Genomic DNA, 21,822 nt, shown 5'->3' on the forward strand with positions numbered 1-21,822 from the left:
AGCGCCGGCTCTCCAGAGACTGTGGCAACCCCATGAGGCGGACCACCGTCGCGAAGGAGGAGCCGTGACCCCCGATCCGTTCGCCGCTCACCCGTACGAGTACCGCGCCATCGTCGGCGTCGACACCAAGTCCTTCACCGGGAACCCGAGCAGCCGACAGCCGTACCTCAGCGCACGCATCCCCGAGGTCCTGGAGGAGGCGTTCGCGCGGTCGGGGCTCACCGAAGCATGGAAGGACGCCCGCTTCCCGCAGGACACCGGAGACGGTCACGTCATCGGCACGGACCCCCGATGGCTGCCGTCGCTCGTCTCCCCCTTCCCCGACGTCCTCCAGGAGGTGCTGGAGGAAGAGGACCGGCGGCTGAGCGCGGTCGACCGGAACCTGCGCATGCGCCTGCGGGTCAGCATCCACGCCGGACTGCTCCCGGACAGCGGCCAGGGCCTGCGTACCGATGGCAAGGGAAAGCCGATGAACGACGCGCACCGGCTGCTCGACTCCACACCCGTACGGGAGGCGCTGAAGGACTCGAACCCGGACGTGACACTGGTCGCCGTCATCATCTCCCAGCACGTGTTCGAGAGCTTCGTCCAGGAACACTTCACCAAGCTGCACCCGTCCCGGCTCGCCCCGGTCGAGGCGCGCGTCGAGGGAAAGGTGTTCGCCGAGCGAGCATGGCTGTACGTCCCGAAGCCGTCGCACGGCCACCCCGGTGACGACTCGGGGGACCCGGCCCGGCCCGACTCCAACCCACCGGCGACGCCCACAGGTGGCACCGGAGCGATCATCGGTAACCGCGGCGCGGTCGCCAACCACAACACGGTGGGAGGTTCCTTCAGCCAGAACGTCGGCGGAGACCGGTGATGACCGAACCGAATGTCATCGACAACGCCGGTGCCGTCGCGTACGGCAACACCATCGGCGGCGACCTGCGGCAGAACGTCACCGTCTACCAGTACGTTCAGGAGTTCATCAGGGCGCGCCGGCTCGACGGCGAGCGCATCGAGGCGCTGCTGCGCGCGTACGTCCCTCCGCGGGGCCGCGACCGCGCGGCCGAGGTGCTGGGCCACCGGAACGCGGTCGCGCTGATCGGCAAGGAGGGCACCGGCCGCCGTACGACCGCCGTCCACCTGCTCGCGCAGCGCGGCCTCACCCTTCGCGAGCTCGCCCCGGACGAGGAGGACGGCGCTCTGCCCTGTGAGCCCGGCTGCGGATACCTCTTCAACGCGGACTCCCTCGGCCCGGGCGTAGACCTGGAAGACCATGTCGTACGGCTCCGGGAACAGGGCTCCGCCCTGGCCGTCTGGACGACCCGGGACGTCCGCCGGGACCCGGGGACGTTCCTGGCCGACATCGGCGTCGAACTGGAGGCACCCGAGCCGGAGCGGGTGTTCCGTACGATGCTGGACGCCGAGACCGGCCTCGACGAGGCCGCGTGGTGGCGCGCCAGGCCGGAGCTGGAACCTCTCGTCAAGAACGCCCTGCCCGGAGACGTCCGCCGCCTCGTATCCCTCATCACGAAGACCATGGCGCTCCGCGGCTGCGACGACACCGCCGTCGGCGACCTCATCGATGCCTACCGGAACTGGGACACCTACCTGCAGGAGCGGTTCGCGAAGCCGGACCTCGACCTCCGTACGCGGGTGCTCCTCATCACCGTCGCCATGCTCGAGGGCGCTCCGGAAGCGGTCGTGTACGAGGCCGCGACGGCGCTGGGCGAGCTGCTGGACCTCGGGCCGGGGGAGGGCCGGGGCCTCGCAGGCGCAGGCGTCCGGGGCCTGTCCGCCGCCTCCGAGGTGACCCGCGACGCCGACGGGACCGTACGCTTCGCCAAGCCGGCCTTCGCCACGTCGGTCCTCGACTACACGTGGCAGGTCTATCCACTGGTCCAGGAACAGATGCGAACGTGGGCGACGGCCCTGCCGGGTCGGCTGCGCACCGGCGACGATGCGGTCCTCGCCCGCCTGGCACGGACCCTGGCGGATCTGGCGGACCGGCAGCGCGACCTCGTCCTCATCCAGGAGGCGACGGCGGACTGGGCGGCCGCCCCCGGCACTCGACCGTTCGCGGTCGAAGCCCTCGTCCGGGCCGCGCTCGCCCCCGGCATCGGCAGGCGGACCCGCCGCTGGATGTACGACTGCGCCTACGACAGACGGAGACCGGACGCGATACTGAGCGCCATCGCGGAGGCATGCGGCCAGTACGGCAGCGTCTACCCGGAGAACGCCCTCACCAGGCTCCGCCACCTGGCCGCCGCGGACTCCGAACAGGTACGCCGTGCCGTACGGGAGGCCGTCACCCGGCTCGCCGGCAACGAACAGCACCGCATGAGGGTGCTCGGCGTCGTCGTGACGTCGGCGAAGAGTCCGAAGAGCGCGACCGCCTTCTGCGGCGCCTTCCTCGACATCGTGGCCACCCGCGACACGGACGGCCGCCTGACCATGCTCGACGAGGCGGCGTCCGGACGGTCCCGCCGATTCACGTCGATGCTCAGCCAAGGCTGGCAGGCCGCCCTCATCAACCCCGCCACCGCCGACCGTACCCGCGAGGTGATCGCGGCCTGGCTCGACGACGCACTCTTCGCCCTACGGGCGGGCGACGCGGGACGCACCCGCGCCCACACCGTCATCGGCGTCCTCGGCCGAGCCGCCGACGGCGACGCACGGTACCTGCCGCGGCTGGTACGGGCCGTGAACGAGTGGCACGACCGGGCCGACGGCAGCGAAACACGAACGGCCCTCCGGCAAGCGGTCATCTCCATCGCGTCATCGGCCGATCCCCTCGCGCCGGCCACGGAAAGGAAAGGTGCGGCATGACCACCCCGTACGACGAGCGACCCGGCTTCCTGCGATTGCTCAGCAGCCTGTTCGACCGCGGCGGCGTGCACCACGCCCGGTTCCCGACCCGGCTGCCCAGCAACCTTCCCGGCATCTGGTTCGACGCGAGCATCGAGGTGGCGTGGCAGCACCGGGCCACCGGCGCCGGCGACGCCGAGGCCGCGAAGCGGCACGTCTGCGCCCGCGCGGCCGACGTCACCGCCCCGATGTCCGTCCTGGACCTGACCACGGCACAGTTCCAGCTGAACGCCCAGCTCGCACAGCCCCTGCCCGTCCCCGGCACGTCCGTGCTGGTCGTCAACGCGTCGGCCGCGCTCAGCGTGGACCCCGAAGCGAGGCGGGCGGCCGAGGAACACGACCGGTACCGCGCGCAGACGGAGCACTGGCGCCTCCTGAGGGACACCGTCTTCGCGGACCCGGTGATGGCCTGCGTCTGGTGGCTCGACGGGCACCCGGAACGGCTAGAGAAGCTCCCGAACATGGACGCCGCCTTCGAGCGGCTCGCCGCCCTCACCACCTCCGGCGCCGGACGCGGCGACGACCTCATGCACGTCGCGAACCTGCTGCACCAGTTCCTCGCCGGTCTGGAGGCGGTCGACCGGCAACGCCTCATCGACAGCGTCGGCTACATCATGACCAACTTCGGCCGCCCCGACCTCGCCGACCAGCTGAGGGCCTCATAGGAAAAGCCGGAGGGTCGATTCGGATGATCCTCCGGCTCTTCCATGAGTGGGCTCCATGCCCCGTACTGCGGCCGGGAGATCATTCCCCGAGATTCGCAGCGAGCAGGTCGGCGAGGAATTCCCGTGTCTCCGGATCGACCGCGTAGATGACCGTGCCGACCATGCCGCGCGTCAGCAGCACCTTGTAGATGTTGCGGATGTGCCGGGCGTACTGCAGGTCGGTGACGGAACGCCGCTTGAAATCGGGATCCTTGTTGGCCTCCCGTACGGTGACCAGCTGGCCGTTGCGGGCGACGATGTCGGGGCCGAGAATGACGCCCGACCAGTCGTACTCGAAGCCCTGGGCGGTGTACACACAGCCGACCTGCTCGAAGCCGCCGTCGAACGTCGCCCACAGCGCGCTCGGCGGCGCGTCACCCACGGCACGGTTGCCCTTGACGTTCCACGGCCTGGCCCAGTCGCCGATCCGGACGTCGTCGACGAGACCGCCATCAACGGCATCGCTCCACGGCCAGCAGTAGCCGGCCGAGATCCGCGAGGAGTAGCCCTCCTCAAGCTTCTTGCGTAGGAGGTTCTCCATCTCCCACGGTGACTCGGCGAGACGGACCTCGAAGTGGTCATCACCAGTCCACTTCTCTGGGCCGCCGGGCTCCAGGTCGAGGAGGCGCAGCACCCAGTCCTCGTACTTGCGGCTGCCGCCGCACCGGAACTGGCCGTCGAGCGGGACGTGGTGCACCCGGATCCCCAGCGAGGCGGCGTGCGACTTGATGGCCTCCACGGTGCCGATCTCGTTGGGCTTCACCACCTGGTGCTCGTCGAGCAGGAACACCGGCACCCGAGCGGCGGCGATCAGCTCGTCAACCTGCGGCCGCCCGGTCCGTTGCGTCGCCTTGGTGTAGCGGTTCTCCGACGTCTCACGGATACGGTGCGCCTCGTCGCAGATGAGCACGTCGAGGTCGTTCTTGTCCGCCTTCATGAAGCTGTTGAAATACTTGAACATGTTCTGCACGCGGGACGAGCCCTTGCCCACGTGGCGGCGCATCGTCTGCGTGAACGACCGCGACCCGGTCGCGTGCAGCGCGGTGTATCCCTGCCGGGAGAGGTCACCCAGCAGGGAGAGCGCGATGACACTCTTTCCACTGCCCGGCCCACCGGTGACGATGACGACCTCTTTCGCATCGGACGTGCGGGCCTTGTGCACCGCGTGCTGCACGAGGTCGTACGCCAGCCGCTGCTCGGCGAGCAGCGTGAACTGCTCGCGGTCCTTGATCTCGGCGGCGGCCAGCTTCAGGAGCTGCTTCGACGGGCGTACCGCGCTGTCGAGCAACCGGTCCGCCGCGCCGGCCCCGCTCTGCGGAGCGAACTGCGCGCGCAGGTACTCGAGGAACGCGCCGCGGCGGGTCTTGGTGAACAGCCTGGTGCGCTCGGTGGTGGACAGCTCGAAGAGGTCCCGGACGTCGAGATCGGCCGCGTTGTGGAGATAGGCGACACCCCGGACGGCGTCCGGGTGCTCGCTCAGCGAACCAATGAAGTCGGCGATGTGCTCGCAGTAGCCTTGGACCTGCAGGAGCGGATGACCGAGGGGGCGGTGGAACCCCTCGACCAGCACCAGATGCTCGTCGTCCTCGTACAGGTCGGCCTGGCTCCACTGCTTCAGCTCGACGACGACATAGGCGTCGCCACCGGTGCGCGCGTCGACGCCCGCGAGCACCACGTCGGCTCGCTTGCTGGTGAGCGGCAGCTGATACTCGATGAGCATCTCGACGTCGCCGAGGCCCGCCTCGATGAGGTCGCGCGCGAGCACCGGCACGCTCCGCGGCCACGACTTCTTCTCCGACGCGGACGGGTACCTGCCCGTAGTTGCCTTGAGGTGATCGGAGAGGATCCCCGCGAGCTGTCGTTCCATCGGTGAGCCGACCAGACTCTCGGCGGACACCCGAAGCGCCGTCACGAACTTCCCCCAGGCAGCACGAAGAACTCGTGCGGGTGGGGGCATGTCCGCGATCAGAGCCGATCAGCAGAAGCCCGTCGGGCCGCATCCCTACGACTGACGAGATTACAGCGGGCCGAGGGCGCGCTGAGGCCGCCGACAAGCCTTTCCGCACATCAGTGGGAGCAACTTTGTCCGAATAGTGTCGAATCTACGGAGAGTGTGGTTCTCGGTGTATTACGGGGTGTCGTCCTGATTCGTTACCTTCGACTGTCGTCTGCCTCCTGGGCTGGCCGACCCATCGTGTCGAAGGAGTGGCTCCGTGGCTTCGCGCTGTCTGTACCAGGCAACCGCTCGTGAACTTGCCCAGCTCATCCCCACTGGCAACTTGCGCGAGGTGCTGGCGGAACGCTTCGTCGCGATGCTCGGCGAAGCACCGCATCGAAGCGAGGTCGCATCCTGGGTCAACAGCATCCCCACCGTGGTGGAGGTGTTGCTGGAGGCTGGCCTCGGCGATGTTCAGGTGCTCGTGGAGCTAAAGACTCCGATAACTGACGTGCGTATGGACATGGTCCTGGTCGGCTCGTCCCCGGAGGACGGCGAGATGTCGGTAGTCGTCGTGGAGAACAAGCAGTGGTCCCGGGTATGGCCGGAGCCCGACTCGGAGCTCGTCCATGCGCCCGGAGTCCCCGGGCCCAATCCTCGACTCCATCCTGTGAACCAGGTGTGGGGGTACCGTCAGGTCCTGAGGGACTACGTTCCTCTGCTCCGGGAAGCGAAGATCCGCTGCATCGTCAATATGCACGAGGCATCGAGCGATGTCCTCACCCCGATCCAGCCGAACGTCCAGCGCTTGAGCGCCTTCCACGAGATGGATCACTCTGTTCTGCTGCTGGGAAGCGACGACCGAGAGCGCTTCAAAAAAGCCCTTCAGGCGGCGCTCTCGCCTGAGAAGTCGGCGCACTATGCCGAGGAACTGTTGGAAGCTCCGGTATTGCCCACTGAGGGCCTGATGTCGGCGGTCAGCAAGAGCATCCGGGAGCGATCCGTGTTCCCCCTGCTGGACGAGCAGCGCGAAGCCTGCGACTACGTTCGGGCGATGGTGACCAAGAGCAAGAAGGGAGGCCAAAAGGAGGTCGTCTTGATCGTTGGCGGCCCAGGCACCGGTAAGAGCGTGATCGCGGTGGAGCTGTTGGGATCCTTGAACCGCCAGGGTGTTCGTGCTGTTCACGCTACCGGTAGTCGTTCCTTCACACAGACGCTGCGAGACAACGTTGGCGCGGTCAACTGGCGGGCGCGGCGCGGGTTCGCCTACTTCAACAACTTCGCCGACGTCGTTCCCAACGACCTGGACGTCTTGATTGCCGACGAAGCCCACCGTGTGCGGGAGACCTCTCGCCGCTTCCAGGACCATTCGGCGTCGTCTCGGCCGCAGGTGGAGGAGCTGATAGAGGCTGCCCGCGTCCCGGTGTTCCTGCTCGACGAGCACCAACTGGTCCGCCCTGGAGAAGTTGGCTCGGTCGAGCTCATCCGGAAAACCGCTGCGCGGATGGGCATCCGTGCCCATCAAATCGACCTGCGCCACCAGTTCCGTTGCGGAGGCTGTCCCGAATACGTCGACTGGATCGAGCGCCTCTTGGGCCTTGCCCCGGGAGGCCCTCAGCCTTGGCGACCGGTTGATACCTTCGACCTGTATCTCGCCCAGACGCCATCCGCCATGGAGAACTTCCTCCGTGAGCGTATGAAGGAAGGGTACAGCGCCCGGATAGCGGCGGGTTTCTGCTGGCCTTGGAGTCGGCCCCGCTCTGACGGGACGCTGGCAAACGATGTGAAGATCGACGACTGGTATCGACCGTGGAACTCCAAGGCGGAGCGCCGGATCAACGGCATCCCTCCCTCGAGTTTGTGGGCGACCGACAAGGCCGGCTTCGGTCAGATCGGCTGCATCTACACCGCTCAAGGCTTCGAGTACGACTACGCCGGTGTCATCTTCGGGCAAGACCTTGTGTGGACCGCCAACGGATGGCAGGGCGACCGCCGAGCCAACAGGGATTCCGCTGTCAACGGCGCCCGCTACTTCGATCAGTTGATCCGTAACACCTATCGCGTCCTGGCGACCCGGGGCATGCGCGGTGCCGTCCTGTACTCCACCGACCGTCATACCGGTTCTATGTTCGCCAGGCTCGGCGTTCCGGCGCTGCCGTCGCCACGCCGACAGTACTGAGGCCGTCCACGCCCAGGGACAATCGTCGTTTTAATAAAGTGATTTGAATTATCGGCTCATTAGCGTTATTATATCGTTTCGCTGGCAGGTCAGGACGGTAGGTCTGCGCGATACGTGTGTTCCCGATGCCATGCGAAGTACTTCTCGCGCTCAGGGGACCACCATGAGACAGTGCGGTCCTTGAGATATCGCTCAATGTGTTCGTTGACCACGGAGTCTTGCTGGGCTGCTTTGCTGACGATGAGCGTACCGTCGGATGCGACGGTTATATAACCATGTTCGTACAAGGCGTCACACCCAAGGATACATGCAAGCATAGCAATATTACTCAGGTCTCTGCGTTCTTCGTCGGAGCACTCGCTTCGCTTCTTGATGTGGGCGGCCCACAGGAATCGGCGTGGAAGAGTACGTCCGCATAGTGCACACTCGCCGGCCAGCCCTGGCAAGAGGGCCTTCTTCAGCGTCGGCTGTTCGCGTCGTTCGGCGCGTGACGCACGACGTTCCAGATCCTTGTCAAATACCAAGTCTGAGACGATTTCGGGGTCGCTTGGTGACGGCTCGGAACCGACGGATGGGACATCGCCAATGTCGATCTGGGCGAGTTCGATCAGGTTGTCGGCGCCCTCGCCCTCGGCCATATACGGGTTCTGGACGATGTAGTCGGGGCTCTTAACGTTCGGTAGGCACTCCCGAACCTCTTCGATGGGAATGTCGCATCCCCGCAAGTCGTCAAGGGCGTACATATACTCCCAGGTTTGGTCGTTCTTGTTCCGACCCCAAAGCTCCTCGGCCAGTTGAGGATTGTGGAAAGTATGCGTCACCAATCCCCCGAGATAGAGACGCTTTCCTCCGTAGAAGAAGACATAGTCGCCCTGGCTGAGCTTCTGGTACTTGGAGACATTGGCGTTGTTCAGGCCAGGGGTTACCCCCCACATCGGTGCGTATCCGTTGGGGTAGAGAGCTTGAAGGACGCCCAGTTCGTCGCCGAGGAGGGCCGCGTGGGCCGCGAGGTCCACCAGGCTCTGGATGGTGTCCTCGTAGTGCTGGCGCACGGAAGGCGTGGCCAGACTTGCAGGTTGGAGCATCACACGCATTGGCGCTGTCCCTTCGACACTGCGGAGGGAACAGACTGGCATATCGGACTTAGGCATGCATGTTATGACACGTTGAGGTCTGGTGGGCTCATCTGCAATGGGTCCTGGCGGTCCGGACATCGGCCCATTGGTCTTGTCGCGGTGAGGAGCGCTGACCAGGCATTCCGCCCGGATAGTGATGGAAGACGCGTGCGCCTGGATGGCCCGTACACCCTGCCTGTTGGCTACCGCCGTCTGGACCGGATGAGCGCCGTCGCCGGCCAGTCGGCCGTGTTGATACGGCACGTTAGCTGAACGTGGTGACCATGCTTGGTAGGTTGGCCGCCCCACGAAGTGACACGGGCGACGTCACGGGTGAGGCATCAGAGCCGCCTCTGATGGCATGCGGCGAAGTTCTCCAAGGTGTCGTGACGACGGGATGCCTGCCTAGACCGGCACTAGGACTGCACGAGGGTGGGACCGACCGGTCGCTCTCATCGATCGAGGAGCCTTCATGCGTCTTCTAAGTACCGAGAGTTATTCAGGCAGTAGTCTTCGTTCCTTAACCCATTAACGGTCAGTTCTACCGGCCCATCAGAGCAAAGGCCAGGAACCGAACGAACGTTATACGCCGGTAGCGAGCGAGCTCTTTTTCGGTGTTCTGAAGCTGAGCGAGACCGACGGAGGTACTCGCCCTCAGATCGGCGATGCCCCGGTTAATGTCGGCGCGTCGAGTCGCGATCTCGTTCTCTGCCCGGCGTTGCTCGGCGAGCAATGCGGCGCGATCCGTGGCAACCTGGGCAGCGAGGTCTTGCCGCTGTGCGTTAGCCTCCGACTGTACGGTCGTCTGCTCGGCTTTCAGCGTGCCTTCCTGCGCCGCGAATCGGTCGACGATAACCTTCTGCCGGTCGGGGGGCAATACAGTGGGCTGCGTGAGGCGGGCCGATTGTGCGTGAGCTTCCCGCCATACCCGCAGGCTAGTCGCCTTTACTTCTCCTATGCCGTCGACCCGGATCTCGCCGCCACGGGCCAGTTGGAGGAACGCGATCGTGTTCCCGTACGACCCGGAACCGGTGACGAGTCGAACGCCTACGAAATCCGCAGCGGTGGTGATGCCCGCCCAGCTCAGCTTCTCTACCGCCCCTTTGCCGATGCCCGAGATCTGGCCCGGCGTGATGCGGATCCGGGCGAGCTGTGCGTGCAGGTATTGATCCTGGATCTGCCGAAGCTCGTTTGCCAGCTCACGGTTCCTCCTACTGGAGAGGTCCCCGAGCCCCCGGATAATGCCTGAGAGCCGCCGCTGCAAACGCCGCTCGATACGGGCTAGTTCGTCCTGCTGGCGTTTTTGCAAATCATTCTGGCGAGAGGTAAACGATGCGACCCGCACGGCCGCCGTCTTCTCGAAGCCGTCGCGCTCCCGTTCCAGACGGGCGAGCTCTCGGCGGGGACCCGCGAATCGCGCTCTGTTCTCAGCCAGGTGTGTCCGCGCTCGTCGCTTATCTACCGCCTCTGCTCGTCGACGGAAGAAGAGCGTCAGGAATCCGGTACCGGAGGACGCCAGTGCCACGGCTGCGGCAACACCCGGCAGGCCGAATAGCGCCAGAAGGCCAGCGCAGGCAACAGAGAGGAGGCACAACGCTGTACGAAAGAACGGGCGAGAGCCCGCAAAGCTGACCGGTGGACGTGGCGGCGTAGACGGGACATGCCCGGCCATCCAGTCTGGCAGCGGCCCGGACGTCGCCCTCGGCGGTGGCGCCGCAGGCGGGGGAGGTGGCGCTGGAGCAGCGACCGTAGCGGCGACCGCTGATAGCTCCGGCAACTGCGAGAGCGGCAAGCCAAGCTGGTTACGTACCTGCTCGGCGAGTTCGCGGACTTGGTCGCTGTGGTGCGCGAGGAGCGCGGGCATTCGTAGAGATGCGCTCGGATTCTCGAAGTCGCTGCCATCGAGGAGAAGGTATTCACCGCCAGGCTCGTGCATTTGATGCCAGAGCGCTGGATCCGCCGCGAGGGCCACGAGCGACAGATAGATCAACCAGGAAGAGAACCGGTCCAGCTCCGGCCCGAAGTCAGTGTCGGCTCGACGCGGGGACTGGTAGTTACGGTGCCCTTTCTCAGCCGGGGCCAGACCGGCGAGCGCTGGCACATACATTCCGTCGTAATCGACCAGCCGCAGCGAGCCGCCTGGCGCGACGAGAAGATTTCCGTGCTGCAGGTCACCATGGGCGATGCCCGCCGCGGACAGCTGCCCGGACAGTTCGGCGAAACGGTCGGCAATCTCCTTGAGGGCCGCAGTGTCGTGCAGATGATCCTCGACCCAGCGGGTTAGGCTGATCCCCGAAACCCATTCCATCTTGAGGATCGGGTACCGCTGCCCGGATACTAGGATGCCCTGGGCAAGGTATTCGAATCCGACCTTCCAGGAATGCCCGACCGTTGCGAGATGGTCGCTGATCGCCTGGTATCGGCGTTCTTGGTCGGGAACCTCCCGAGTGAAGCACTTCACGGCGTAACGGCTGCCGTCGGCGGACGTGAGTTCGAAGACGCTTGCGAAGTTGCCGGATATAGGCTTGGGCCTGCCCAGCTTATCCAGTTTGGGCCGGGCACCGCGAAGATCTCGATCGCTGAAGCACAGGGTAGTGTTCTGTAGCGCATCGACATAACGGCTGCCAGTAGGGAACTGTCGCATGCTCACCACATGTGCACTCGTACAAGTGTCACGTCATCGTTGCGCATTCGGCCGTTTATGCGCAGCCCGGTGACCCAGGAATCAAAATTGCCAGGACCTGCGTCGGTGCCCAGGTCACCGAGGACCGCCCACGGCGCTTCGCCGGACGCATGGGCGGCGAGGAACCAGGCCGCGAGTGCGTCCGTGCATAGAAAGAACTGATCTCCTTGCTCCCACACGCCGCTGATCAGTGTGGCGCGTTCGGCGATCAGCTCTGCATCAGGATCCCGACTGCCGAGTAGGTCCGGCCGTATGCTGAAGTCCGCGTCGGACTGCAGCGGAAATGCCGCATGTAGGTGATTGTCACGTACCTGGAATAGGCAGCTGTCGCCGAGCGCGGCGGCGTTCCAGCCGCCTGACTCGGTGAAATGCGCTACGAGCAGCGTGGCATAAGCCCCGCGGGCTAGGCCGGGCTCTTCGTACCACCTAATCGGCCTGCCGCCGGCCAGCCTCTCATCGACGTACGTCGTATAGACGCCGCGCCACCGTTTGGCGGCGCGTATGGCAATGGCGGCGAACGCCGAGCCATCGGTCAACGGTTCGGCCTGACTGAACTCCTCCACGAGCAAACGGGCCCATCGGCCCGCCAGCAGGCTCTCCGACGCGCCGTCGGCGACCGCTACCGTAATTTGCTCGCCAGGGACTTCATCATCATCAGGTACGGACGGGTTGGAGGCGGCGGCGTCCTCGTAGTCCGCCGCTGCGCCGCCGTCCTTATGGGTGGAGAAGGTAGCCACGCTCGTACGCATCTGATCACCGAAGGTCGGTGGCGCGGGTACCGATGTCGAGGAACTGTACGACAGAGGCGATGTCGGCGTTGTAGACGAAGCCGCGACTGGCATCGCTCACCTGGTAGCCAAGTTGCGCGGCGTAACTGCGCATGTGCGACGGAAGCGGACTGGACATCTCAAACAGCTGCCGAGCGTACTGGTCGGGCAACCCGATTTCGGAGTCGGGGAATGTGACAGGAGTGCCTCCGCCGTCGGAGACGTGCAGGTTGAAGAGAAGAACCGGACCATCGGCGCTACTCTGCGCCCGGATAGACGCAGCCGGGCCGCTGGGGTCGCCGTCGTTTGCCTCACCATCGGTGAGGTTAAGCACTATCGGCGGAAAACAGCCGGGGTGCTCGGACAGCCAGCGAGATACGAGCTTTTCGGCGTACGATAGCGCACGGCACATTGGAGTTCCGTTCCGAGCAACCGGGTCCATCCAGATGGGGAACGTGATGGTGGTCTCGACCAGGCCGCCGGCTCCGTCCGGCTCCTTCTTGTTGCGGTTCTCCGAACGGGCCGGGTTGTCGGCGACCTCGCTGAGAGGCACGAGGTCACGCCCGGCGAGTGCGCCTCGATAGGCCGATTCCACTGTCGCACCGTAGCCGACGACCGCTACATGGAAGTAGTCCCGCACGCCCTCTTCTTTGGCGCACTTCACCGAGAGTTCGGTGAGGAGCCGGTTGATCGCGTCAGCGACAACGTCAGCCTTCTGCTGAGGTACCTCCCCGCCGATCGGATCGCTCATCGACGCTGACTGGTCGACCAGAAAGACAAAGCAGGTCGGGTTGGCACGGCTGATCTCGGCGGTATACGGCACTAAGGACTCCTCCGGGGGTGAGAGCGAATATAGATGGTACTAGTCTTTGTCCCGAAACTCACGGACTTCCCGTTTCCCGATCGACAGCGCAGTCGGCCCGAGTGTCCTTCCCGGACGAGATCTCTCTCGCATGTGATGCTGTTACGGCCGATCGGTCACATAACGGTGACGTTTTGGGTCAGTCCCGGTCTGTTTCTATCCGGTTGAGAGCCGTATAGAGATCTTCGACGTGCTCGTTCCGGAAGCCTCCGACAAAAGGTGTTGGTGCGCACTCGGTCGGTGACCTGGCTGGGTGCCGTGACGTGACGCGGGTCTGGGGGCGATCGTGCGTCAAGCCCGCCGGTGCTGGGACGCCGGCGTCTCGTCCACGATGGTGTCCAAGAGATCGGTCTCACCGGCGTCCTCAGCCCTACACGTTCCACCCGGCACAAGCCTGGCGGCCCTAGTGGCGAGGGCGTTGCGAACGGCGGTGAGCAAGGGGGTGACTAACCGATCATCCATGGTGCCGGTCCCGTTCGTGATGCCCAGGCCCCAAGTTCCTGCCAGCCAAACAACCTGATATTCATGTGGTCTGCGTATTGCTTTGCTTGTGCCGTAAACCTGGACGTCGTTACCACGGCCGCCACATCGGCATGGTGCACCGCGTAGCAGGTGCCACCAAATTTCTGCAGGTCGGGGCCTTTTACGGAATTGCTGCGTGCATAGCGCTTCGCCTGTATTACTAGGCGCTCACCGGTAGGGGTCGTTGCGATTACGTCTGCCCCAAGGTCGCCAGCACCTCCGACAATGCGCACGTTGTGGCAGCCATCTCGCGTGCACAAGTATGCAAGGGCGTGCTCGAACTCCTTTGGAGTCATAAAGAGATAGGTCTCCGCGCTTTGCGCACGAATAGCCCATAGGCGCGCCGCTTCTTGTTTTTTTACCTTCTTGTTTAGAGCGATAGCTGTATATGAACCGCCACCGACAAGCACGCCAATGCCGACGAAGACTTGGCCGGCGGTACTCTGCAGGAGAATCCCTAGTGTGAAAAGTCCTGCAACGGCTCCAATGCAGCCAAGATTAACTTTATTGCGCCGTCTGCGGCGGGGCACCGATATCTCCAGAAGTGACAGGACCCGGACCGGCGTAGCCGGAACGAGGGGCTCTCCGATCTCCGTACTGGAGATGCTATACGAGCACAACGCGTACGAACATGTCTAGTTGTCTTGTAGCGGCCACCGTTACGCCGACGTGACCAAAATCGGTGGACCTCGCCCCGCGGCCGCTCGTTCATCAGATGTGTTGGGCGATGATCTGACAGCTATCGGCCAGGCAGGCGTGGGTAGCGAGGTCTCATCTTTTGTGTAGATCTGTGGGAAGTCCGCCAACTGCCGCGCCAGCGGCCCGGGGCCGATGAGTTGGGGAAATCCGCAGTGGGGTCTTCGTCTGCCGCGTTGCCTGACTCGCACGACCGAAGGACGATCGTCGTGCAGGCGCGAACGTAGTGCCAGAGTGCCAGCGCACTGGTCATGAGAGCCGATTCAGCAGGGCATACTGAACTTCTACATCTATTCTCTGCGAGTGTGGAGCGGTGGTGTTGTCTCGACGAGCATCCGGCGATCTGGGACGATTTCGATCTAAAGAAAGTACTGGCTTAGTAGCTGGTAAGCGCCATTGCCAAGTACCCCTACAGCGACTTGACTGCACACGTCTCTCAATTTCATGAGCGCTTGCTTTAGCTCGAATATATGTGGGTTCTGTTGTGTAATCGCCTTTTCCATCACTTGTCGCACGTCCGAAAGCTCTGGGTTTGACCATGGGACATCCGGCGAATCGAGCACCTCTTGCAAGCATGAAATGAGTTGACTATCGGACGGTTGGCCGTGTCGTATGTGGTGAGAGTGCTTGCCTGAGATATTTTGGCCTGCGTAGTAAAATACCCCAGACAGACTTCCGATGTTAAACTGTGGTCCGCCGCCAGAGCGACTCGACATGTTCTTCCTTTCTGCGATTCGTGCTGCCTCGTGGTTTGCGGTTGCGAGATGCCAATGCTGTCCCGCTTCCGTGAGATGAATAGCAAGATGGGCATCTTCCCGGATCAGTCGCCACCACTTAGCGGCATTGAATGCACGATCGATGTCTGCTTCAGGGTGTCCATGGAGGCGTGTACGGATATCGCAAACCCTATGCCTAGGTCCTTCTTTGTAGATCAGGTGAATTATATCGCTAAGTGCTAGAGCGGCTCCTCCTTGATTTTCCCGTTTGCTATGCCACCGTCTGGCCTCCATCGGTGCTACAATGACGCTACTTGTTCGATACCATGTCGCGGACGTTCCGTCAGAAAAGGCTACGAGTCGCTGATTTCCACTTATCTCATAGGAAGCCACCACTAAGCGATAGGGAACTTGGGGAGGTTTGGCGGACCTGCCATGCGCTGAGCGATGTTCGCTGGTGAGCTGCTTGTACTCCTTTTCGAGAAAAGCTAGTGATCCCGCAACGATGCTGCTTGCCGAAGTAACACGACGACTCGGTGCATTATAAATCATCGGAGGTCGTCGCCAAAATGACTTCAGGAATTGATGGATTACTTCTATCAAGAAAGTAGCATTTACCCAATCGACTACAGATGCCGATACCCACGCAGATGCTGGCAGTAAAACTATCAACGACCAGACGCTGATGGCCTTTGCTCCAACGTAGCTCAGTAGCAGACATGCAACGAAGCAGAAAATGCTAGCGGAGAGCCGGGCCACTCTCTCGGGTATATGCGGAATAACTGGCGCATGTTCGATAAGGTCGGCAGCGTCAATCCGTGAATAGGTCGGTCTGAAACCCTGCGAAGACACCTGGCCCCCTTATTTTGCGCAACATGAATGATCGCGAGTTGCCTGTGCTGCGCATACTGTAACCGTCTACCCGGGTGGGCTAAGGTGGCATTTGAGGTGTTCAGTCGTGCGAGTGACAAATTAGTGGCTTAAGCGTTAGATGGAGCTGCCGGCGCTGCCGGACGTCCAGCTTTCGGGCACAAAAAGACATCTTCCCGGCGTGACCGTATCTGTGTTGTGCAGGTAACAGTAGAAGTCCGAGGGTGTGACACATAGCCGAGCGGCGCCATAAAGAGCTCGTGCTCCCTCCTCGGCTCGGTATGCCACTGGCGGCGGAGTCGGACCGTAAGACTGTCGGCTCGCCTTCGTTGAGCCCCGTCTCGCTCAGCCGGCTTCTTCCGGCTGTGCAGCAGGATGTGTGCCTGACCTGCAAGCTTAACGGTCGGGAATAGTGCTATCGAGCGGCGAGTGTAGATGGGCTTCCCTGTCAGGAGGTACCTCGCGGTTACCCAGCGTTTCCCTCCTCACGCAGGCTACTTCGACGCACGAGGCATTCGGCTCGCTTCGGCGCGACTTGCGCCAGTATGTGAAGTTGGTGGCCATACGCGAAGTCCTACCTCGTTAGGATCTGGTCGGCAAGCTCGCTGAGAAAAGTGAGGCTGGTTACTTCCGAGAGCGCGGTACCTCGTACGTACTCGTACCTGCCGAGGTGCCGCGATACTTCGCTGGGCTCCGTATGGAAAATGTCTGTGGAGACGGTTTCGGCGATCGCCATCGGAGGGTCGCAGGCATCCGGGAACGTGAAGAGGATTAACTGCGATCGAGGCATGAGGCTGGTGGCCATGCCGGTAACCAGGGGAAATACCCGTACGGTCACGTGCGGTTGAGTTTCGACGATCTTAATGACGTGGTGGAGCTGGTCGTGCATGACGTCGGGTGGGACGCTGAAGCGGCGGAGGCCAACCTCATCGAGGATCACCTCGTACCTCGGGCCGCCTGAGCGGAGGACGGTGCGTTGGCGTTGGAGCCTGGCCTCGACGAGGCGTTCGGGGATATAGGTGATGGGACCTTCGGCCTTGGCGTGCTCGATCAGTGCCCATGTGTAATCCGGGGTCTGCAGGATGCCGGGCATGGTGCCGGGCTGGTACTCGCGGATCGTCTTTGCCCCGGACTCGATGTCGGCATACAGCCGCTGGCGGTCACCCATCGCATCGCCGTATGAATCCCACCAACCGCGTTCGGCGGCGTCGCGGGCGATGCGAACGATCTCGTGCCACTTCTCGCCCGTCACGCCGAGGACATCGAGGATCTTCATGACGTCGGCGAGGTCCGGGCGGATGTGGGCGTTCTCCAGCTTCGAAATCTTCATGCGCGATTGGTGGATCAGGCAGGCCAGCTGATCTGCGGTTAAGCTGCGTGCCTCGCGTAGGGCGCGCAGCTCCGCTGCGAGCCGTCGGCGGCGGACGAACGGGCTGCTCATCGTCGACCTCCGCGGGCCGTTGATCACAGGGGCTTTGAAGTTCGATTACAGCACGTGTCTTTTGAACACGCTCCGGAATCATTGGATGCCTCGCCTGGTTGAGGGCGCGGATAGTGCTCGACGGGAACGTTCGGCTCGGGTACGCACCAGCCCGAAACGTGCGAGGAAGGGCTGTTCATGAGCCACGCGTGCGAATCACGGTTCCACGCGTGAGCCGTCACTGACCGCCTGTGCCACCGATGAAGCCCAGTGTGTGCTGAGAAGCATGCCGACGTGCCTGGAGGGTCGTTGGCGACGACTTCTCGCGAGGTGACCATGCTTTCCGACCTCTTCCAGTCGGCCATGACCGCGCCGACCATGTACTGGCGTCGGACCTTTCCTGGCCGACCGGATCAGGCCCACGTGGTCCGGGAATTCGTTATCGCTCTGCTTCCAGACCGTCCGCGTCTCGATGAAGTGCTCCTCGCGGTCGGCGAACTGGTCGCAAACGCACTGCGGCACAGCGACTCGGGCCGGGACGGAGCGTTCACCGTAGACATACGCCACGCCGCGGGTTGCACCGCTGTCTCGGTCACTGACGAAGGCGGGCGGGCTGAGCCGGTCGTCATCGACGCCGACGACCTCGCTGAATCCGGGCGCGGCCTGCGTACCATCTCACTCCTCGCCGACAGCTGGGGCTGGCACGGTGACGACGCTGGTCGTACCGTCACCGTGATCTTCGCGGCGGAGGAGTCTGGCGCAGTCCCCGATGACGTTCACCGGCCGATGAGCCAGGGCGACGGGCGGCAGCAATCGAACGGTGCCGACGGCGACCCAGCTTGCACGCGACCTTGGGACCTAGCGGCCGATCAGCCATGACCAGCGAGTATGAGCGAGAGCTTGCCGAGCTGCGAAAGGCTCTCGAGCTGCCGATCGTTGGTCACCCGCGCCGCGAGGCCGAACTCGCCGAGTTGCGTCGGCTGATCGATAAGTACGTAGACGACGCGAGGCGGATGCTCGCCGAGACTGACGGGCGCGACATGTGATCGGGCTCTGTCGAGTCAGTCGGTCGTGAGCCACTGGTCGTGGAGGTCACGCGCCGTCTGCGTCAGAACCGGGATGAGCTGGTGGCGGGTACGTCCGTACGTCTTGACCCGATGGCAATTCGGGCATAGGGCGATCATCTGGAGAGGCAGGTCGCGGCCACCATCGCTGAGCTGGACGATGTGGTCGACTTCCAGCAGCGGCTCTCCGCGATCGTTAATGTCGGGAGCGGGCTGCGCGCACTTTGGGTTCTCGCAGCGGCCTTCGCTGCGGAGCAGGACCGCGCTTCGAGCAAGGCCGTTTCGGATCGGGTCGTTGACGGTCCTGGTCCGGCGCTGCCCATTGGTGCGTGCCTCCCGGTGGGCGACCAGTTCGCACCGGCGGGCGTACTCGGCTTTGGGATCGTCGGTCGCATTGCCGACGGCGTCCTCGTCGGACGCAACGTCCTTGTCGTAAAGCCCGACAGCGGTGAGGAGTTCTCTCTCGTCGTAATCGTCGAGGAAACGTGCGGTGATGGCCTCGATGAGCCGGATTCTCGCGATGCCGTCCCGGCGGGCGAGCGTGTACACCGACTGCGGCAGGCCGCCGTCGGGCGTGTGCTCGGCGAACCAGCCCTTCACCGCAGAGTCCCCGTGGGCTCGTGGGACATCGGTGCGGCCGCGCAGGTCCCAGAGCCCCGCGTGGTGAAGGGCGGCAATCGGGTAGTCCGATCTGCCTTGGCGGCGTTCGCCGTCTCGGCGGTGTTCGTCCAGCAACGGGGTTAGAGCGGCGACGGTGTCGGCCCAGTTCAGAAGGCGGTCCTCACCAGCGCGGGCGCGCCCGATCGCCCACAGCAGGACGACGGCCTGCTTCAGCATCGGCTTGCTGGCGACCAGCGCTCGTTGTAGGTCACCGATTGTCGCCACGACCTCGTCGATGGTCTGCGGTGTCGGACGGGCGGTATGTTCGTCGATCACCTCGAACCCGAGCCGTTGCAGGGCGGTGACCGCGTGACCGATGCCGCCGGAGAAGTCTCTCAGCGGAGACTCGCCGGGCAGGTATCCGTGGGCGACTCCGGCGATGGCCTTGGAATCGTAGAGCGTCCCGTTGTACCGGAGCCGATAACGCAGGGCGCGCCGGAAGCCGTATTTGTCCAGGAAAGCGTCCCGCCCCATGCGGTCACACTCGGCGATCGCGGCGAGGACCGCTTCGCGCGTGATGTCGGGGAGCGCCACGATCGCACCGTACGCCCGATATCTGACATAAGCGGCGCGAGCTGCAGAGCAGGACCGCCCGGCGGGCCGATGCCGGTCCGGACGAGTCTTCAAAGGCGCTCAGGGACACCGTCTCCTGGCCGGAGCCTCCGAGCGGCCGAAGGCCGACGGCGTTTCACTGCGGCACCGTGCCGAAGGGGCGAAGCCGATCCTCCGCTGCAGCGTTAAGAGGCAGTTCACCTGGTGGTGGGCTGTTCATTTCCCGCCGAGAGGGCCGGAGCGGTCGACTGTGCGGCGAATAATCCCTTATGTCTACATGGAGGTCATCGGTGGCGCGTTCCAGATGGGTTGTCGCGGGCATGGCCCTGCTCACCGCGTCCGCGACGGCGGTCGCCGGACCGGCCACGGCGGCTACGCCGTCGGGCGCGAACGCGCTGCCGTGGAAATCGGCCACGGTGACGTGGACCTCCACGTCGCCCGTTCCTGGGGTGGAGGTCCGTACCGCGTCGGTCTCCGTACCGCAGGCGCGTCCCATGTGGACCGTGACCGTGCAGGCTCCGGCCGTGAACCGGCTGACCGGCGCCGCTACCTGGGCGGAGCTCGGAGACGCCCAGTGGGCCGCCAAGACCGTCGCCCAGCTGGCCGCGGCCGGGATCGACGCACGCACCGAGCAGGTGCCGTGGCCCGCCTTCTCCGACACTCCGCATGGCACCGAGGGGTACCGCGTGCGGGTCGGCGGTTTCGCCGCCCAGGCGGACGCGCAAAAGCAGGCGACCGCGGTCACCTCCGCCGGCCTGCACCCGGCCGTCGAATGGACCGGTTACGACGTCGACCAGGCGCCTGACCGGGAGAGCGTCCACGTCGGCATCGTGGACCCCAAGCGGTTCCACGGCAGCGTCGTCGCCGATCACGGGGCTGCGGTCGCCGGGCGGGTGACGACCTCCGCACAGGCTCGCGCGGCGGGCTCCGTCCTGGCGGTCAACGGCGGCTTCTTCATCACCTCTGACGCCGACGGCGTCCAAGGTACGCAGTCGGGCCTCGCCGCCTACGGTGGCACTCTCGACGCCCAGTCCGCCGGCAACCGGGCCGCTCTGATCCTGCAGAACAACGGTAACCGTAGCCGCGTCGCGAACCTCGTCTCGCGCGCGAGTGTCCGCGATGGCGCGGCGTCGTACGCGGTCAATGGCATCAACCGGGTGCCGGGCAAGATCCGTGACTGCGGCCGCCCGGGAGCGTCACCGACCGAACTCCCACGTCAGGATTTCACCTGCACCAGCGCCGACGATCTCGTGCTGTTCACCCCTCACTACGGGGCGAACCTGCCCACCGGGGCCGGCGCCCAGGCCGTGCTCGACCACGGAGGCCGGGTGGTCAGTGTCGGAACGGGCGGCGGCGGTACGGTCCCGGCCGGGGGCTCGGTGCTCCAGGGGATCGGGACGGCCGCGACGTGGCTGAAGGCCCACGCTGTCGTCGGGCGCCGGCTGATCGTTGACGAGCGGGTCCGGGACTCGTCCGGTAAGGCTGTGCCGTTGACCGGCAAGACCGGCATCGTGAGCGCCGGGCCGATTCTCGTACGCGACGGGCGCCTGGCGATCGACGCCGCCACGGAGGGGTTCATGGATCCGGCGGACCTGTCCTTCGGCTACGCCTGGGCGGAACAGCGCCAGCCCCGGACCCTCGCGGGCACGGACGCCCGGGGGCGGCTCATTCTCGTCACCGTCGACGGCCGCGCGCCGGGTGTCAGTGAAGGCGCGACACTTCAGGAGGCCGCAGAGCTGATGCGCGGGCTCGGCGCGGTGAACGCGCTGAACCTCGACGGCGGAGGGTCGACGGCGATGGCGGTCAACGGCACATTGGTCAACAAGCCGTCCGACGCGACCGGCGAACGCCCTGTCGGCGACACCGTGCAGGTTCTCCCGCAGTGATCCGGCAGAGCGCGGGACGCTCACACTGACCGAGCAGTGACAAGCGGCGGTCACCTCGACCGAGGCCCAGGTGACCGCCGCGTGCGTCACGAGGTCGGCGTGGTCACGGCTTCAGCTGTACGACCTGCGGATCGTGGTCGCTCGCCTGGCTCGTGCACTCGGCGTTGACGTGGACCACCTGGTACTGCACGTCGTGGGTGCGCGGGGTCACCAGGATGTGGTCGAGCACCTGAAGCGGTACCGGCTCGAACCCGGAGATGTCGTCGGCGTTCGAACGGTCGGCATCGGCCGGTACGCGCTCATCGACGGGGCAGGCCGACCTCGGTGGCCAGTATGC

General features: G+C 64.6%; 17 protein-coding genes. 7 read left to right on the forward strand and 10 right to left on the reverse strand.

Annotation, left to right across the window (positions count from 1 at the left end):
- Window positions 1-64 precede the first annotated feature (64 nt).
- From ABEA24_RS41105 to ABEA24_RS41115, 3 genes are read left to right on the forward strand one after another with little or no spacing between them, the layout of a single operon-like run.
- On the forward strand, window positions 65-862 hold the full coding sequence (locus ABEA24_RS41105; protein ID WP_345438846.1) for a hypothetical protein: 798 nt from the start codon (window positions 65-67) through the stop codon (window positions 860-862).
- A complete protein-coding gene (locus ABEA24_RS41110) occupies window positions 862-2,814 on the forward strand; it encodes a hypothetical protein (protein ID WP_345438848.1) in 1,953 nt (650 codons plus the stop codon). Before ABEA24_RS41105 ends, ABEA24_RS41110 begins: the two co-directional genes overlap by 1 nt.
- Window positions 2,811-3,518, forward strand: a complete 708-nt coding sequence (locus ABEA24_RS41115; protein WP_345438850.1) for a hypothetical protein — start codon at window positions 2,811-2,813, stop codon at window positions 3,516-3,518. The genes ABEA24_RS41110 and ABEA24_RS41115 overlap by 4 nt, the downstream gene beginning before the upstream one ends.
- Before the next feature lie 79 nt (window positions 3,519-3,597).
- Here the strand turns inward: ABEA24_RS41115 and ABEA24_RS41120 are convergent, their stop codons facing one another.
- Window positions 3,598-5,469, reverse strand: coding sequence for a DNA/RNA helicase domain-containing protein (locus ABEA24_RS41120; RefSeq protein ID WP_345438852.1), 1,872 nt, complete (start codon window positions 5,467-5,469; stop codon window positions 3,598-3,600).
- A 301-nt stretch (window positions 5,470-5,770) separates the two neighbouring features.
- On the opposite strand from ABEA24_RS41120, the gene ABEA24_RS41125 reads away from it, so the two are divergent.
- Window positions 5,771-7,672, forward strand: coding sequence for a DNA/RNA helicase domain-containing protein (locus tag ABEA24_RS41125; RefSeq protein WP_345438854.1), 1,902 nt, complete (start codon window positions 5,771-5,773; stop codon window positions 7,670-7,672).
- 89 nt (window positions 7,673-7,761) lie between these two features.
- Here ABEA24_RS41125 and ABEA24_RS41130 read toward each other — a convergent pair whose 3' ends face one another.
- The 7 genes from ABEA24_RS41130 to ABEA24_RS41155 form a co-directional block, all read right to left on the reverse strand.
- On the reverse strand, window positions 7,762-8,766 hold the full coding sequence (locus tag ABEA24_RS41130) for a hypothetical protein (protein WP_345438856.1): 1,005 nt from the start codon (window positions 8,764-8,766) through the stop codon (window positions 7,762-7,764).
- A gap of 562 nt (window positions 8,767-9,328) precedes the next feature.
- A complete protein-coding gene (locus ABEA24_RS41135; protein ID WP_345438858.1) occupies window positions 9,329-11,431 on the reverse strand; it encodes an AarF/UbiB family protein in 2,103 nt (700 codons plus the stop codon).
- A 2-nt stretch (window positions 11,432-11,433) separates the two neighbouring features.
- Window positions 11,434-12,219, reverse strand: coding sequence for a hypothetical protein (locus tag ABEA24_RS41140; protein ID WP_345438860.1), 786 nt, complete (start codon window positions 12,217-12,219; stop codon window positions 11,434-11,436).
- Between the two features lie 4 nt (window positions 12,220-12,223).
- A complete protein-coding gene (locus ABEA24_RS41145) occupies window positions 12,224-13,060 on the reverse strand; it encodes a vWA domain-containing protein (RefSeq protein WP_345438862.1) in 837 nt (278 codons plus the stop codon).
- Between the two features lie 485 nt (window positions 13,061-13,545).
- Window positions 13,546-14,151 (reverse strand): restriction endonuclease, encoded by a 606-nt coding sequence (locus ABEA24_RS41150; RefSeq protein ID WP_345438864.1) that lies wholly within the window; start codon window positions 14,149-14,151, stop codon window positions 13,546-13,548.
- A gap of 2,148 nt (window positions 14,152-16,299) precedes the next feature.
- Complete coding sequence (locus ABEA24_RS53830) at window positions 16,300-16,467, reverse strand: DUF397 domain-containing protein (RefSeq protein WP_425551298.1); 168 nt, start codon at window positions 16,465-16,467, stop codon at window positions 16,300-16,302.
- A gap of 10 nt (window positions 16,468-16,477) precedes the next feature.
- On the reverse strand, window positions 16,478-17,344 hold the full coding sequence (locus ABEA24_RS41155; protein WP_345438866.1) for a helix-turn-helix domain-containing protein: 867 nt from the start codon (window positions 17,342-17,344) through the stop codon (window positions 16,478-16,480).
- Window positions 17,345-17,659: 315 nt separating this feature from the next.
- Between ABEA24_RS41155 and ABEA24_RS41160 the strand changes: the two genes are divergently transcribed.
- Window positions 17,660-18,202 (forward strand): ATP-binding protein, encoded by a 543-nt coding sequence (locus ABEA24_RS41160; RefSeq protein ID WP_345438868.1) that lies wholly within the window; start codon window positions 17,660-17,662, stop codon window positions 18,200-18,202.
- Window positions 18,199-18,369, forward strand: coding sequence for a hypothetical protein (locus ABEA24_RS41165; RefSeq protein ID WP_345438870.1), 171 nt, complete (start codon window positions 18,199-18,201; stop codon window positions 18,367-18,369). Before ABEA24_RS41160 ends, ABEA24_RS41165 begins: the two co-directional genes overlap by 4 nt.
- 15 nt (window positions 18,370-18,384) lie before the next feature.
- On the opposite strand, the gene ABEA24_RS41170 is transcribed toward ABEA24_RS41165, so the two are convergent.
- The gene (locus ABEA24_RS41170; protein WP_345438872.1) at window positions 18,385-19,581 is read right to left on the reverse strand and encodes a phosphorothioated DNA-binding restriction endonuclease family protein; all 1,197 of its coding nucleotides are present in this window, start codon (window positions 19,579-19,581) and stop codon (window positions 18,385-18,387) included.
- A 308-nt stretch (window positions 19,582-19,889) separates the two neighbouring features.
- On the opposite strand from ABEA24_RS41170, the gene ABEA24_RS41175 reads away from it, so the two are divergent.
- Window positions 19,890-21,485 carry a phosphodiester glycosidase family protein gene (locus tag ABEA24_RS41175; RefSeq protein ID WP_345438874.1) on the forward strand — a complete coding sequence of 532 codons (1,596 nt, stop codon included), beginning with the start codon at window positions 19,890-19,892 and terminating at the stop codon, window positions 21,483-21,485.
- A 103-nt stretch (window positions 21,486-21,588) separates the two neighbouring features.
- On the opposite strand, the gene ABEA24_RS41180 is transcribed toward ABEA24_RS41175, so the two are convergent.
- Window positions 21,589-21,714: a hypothetical protein gene (locus tag ABEA24_RS41180; RefSeq protein WP_345438876.1), complete on the reverse strand. Its 126-nt coding sequence runs from the start codon at window positions 21,712-21,714 to the stop codon at window positions 21,589-21,591.
- Window positions 21,715-21,822 lie beyond the last annotated feature (108 nt).

The sequence above is a fragment of the Actinoallomurus vinaceus genome, from assembly GCF_039542055.1.
Taxonomy (GTDB): domain Bacteria; phylum Actinomycetota; class Actinomycetes; order Streptosporangiales; family Streptosporangiaceae; genus Actinoallomurus; species Actinoallomurus vinaceus.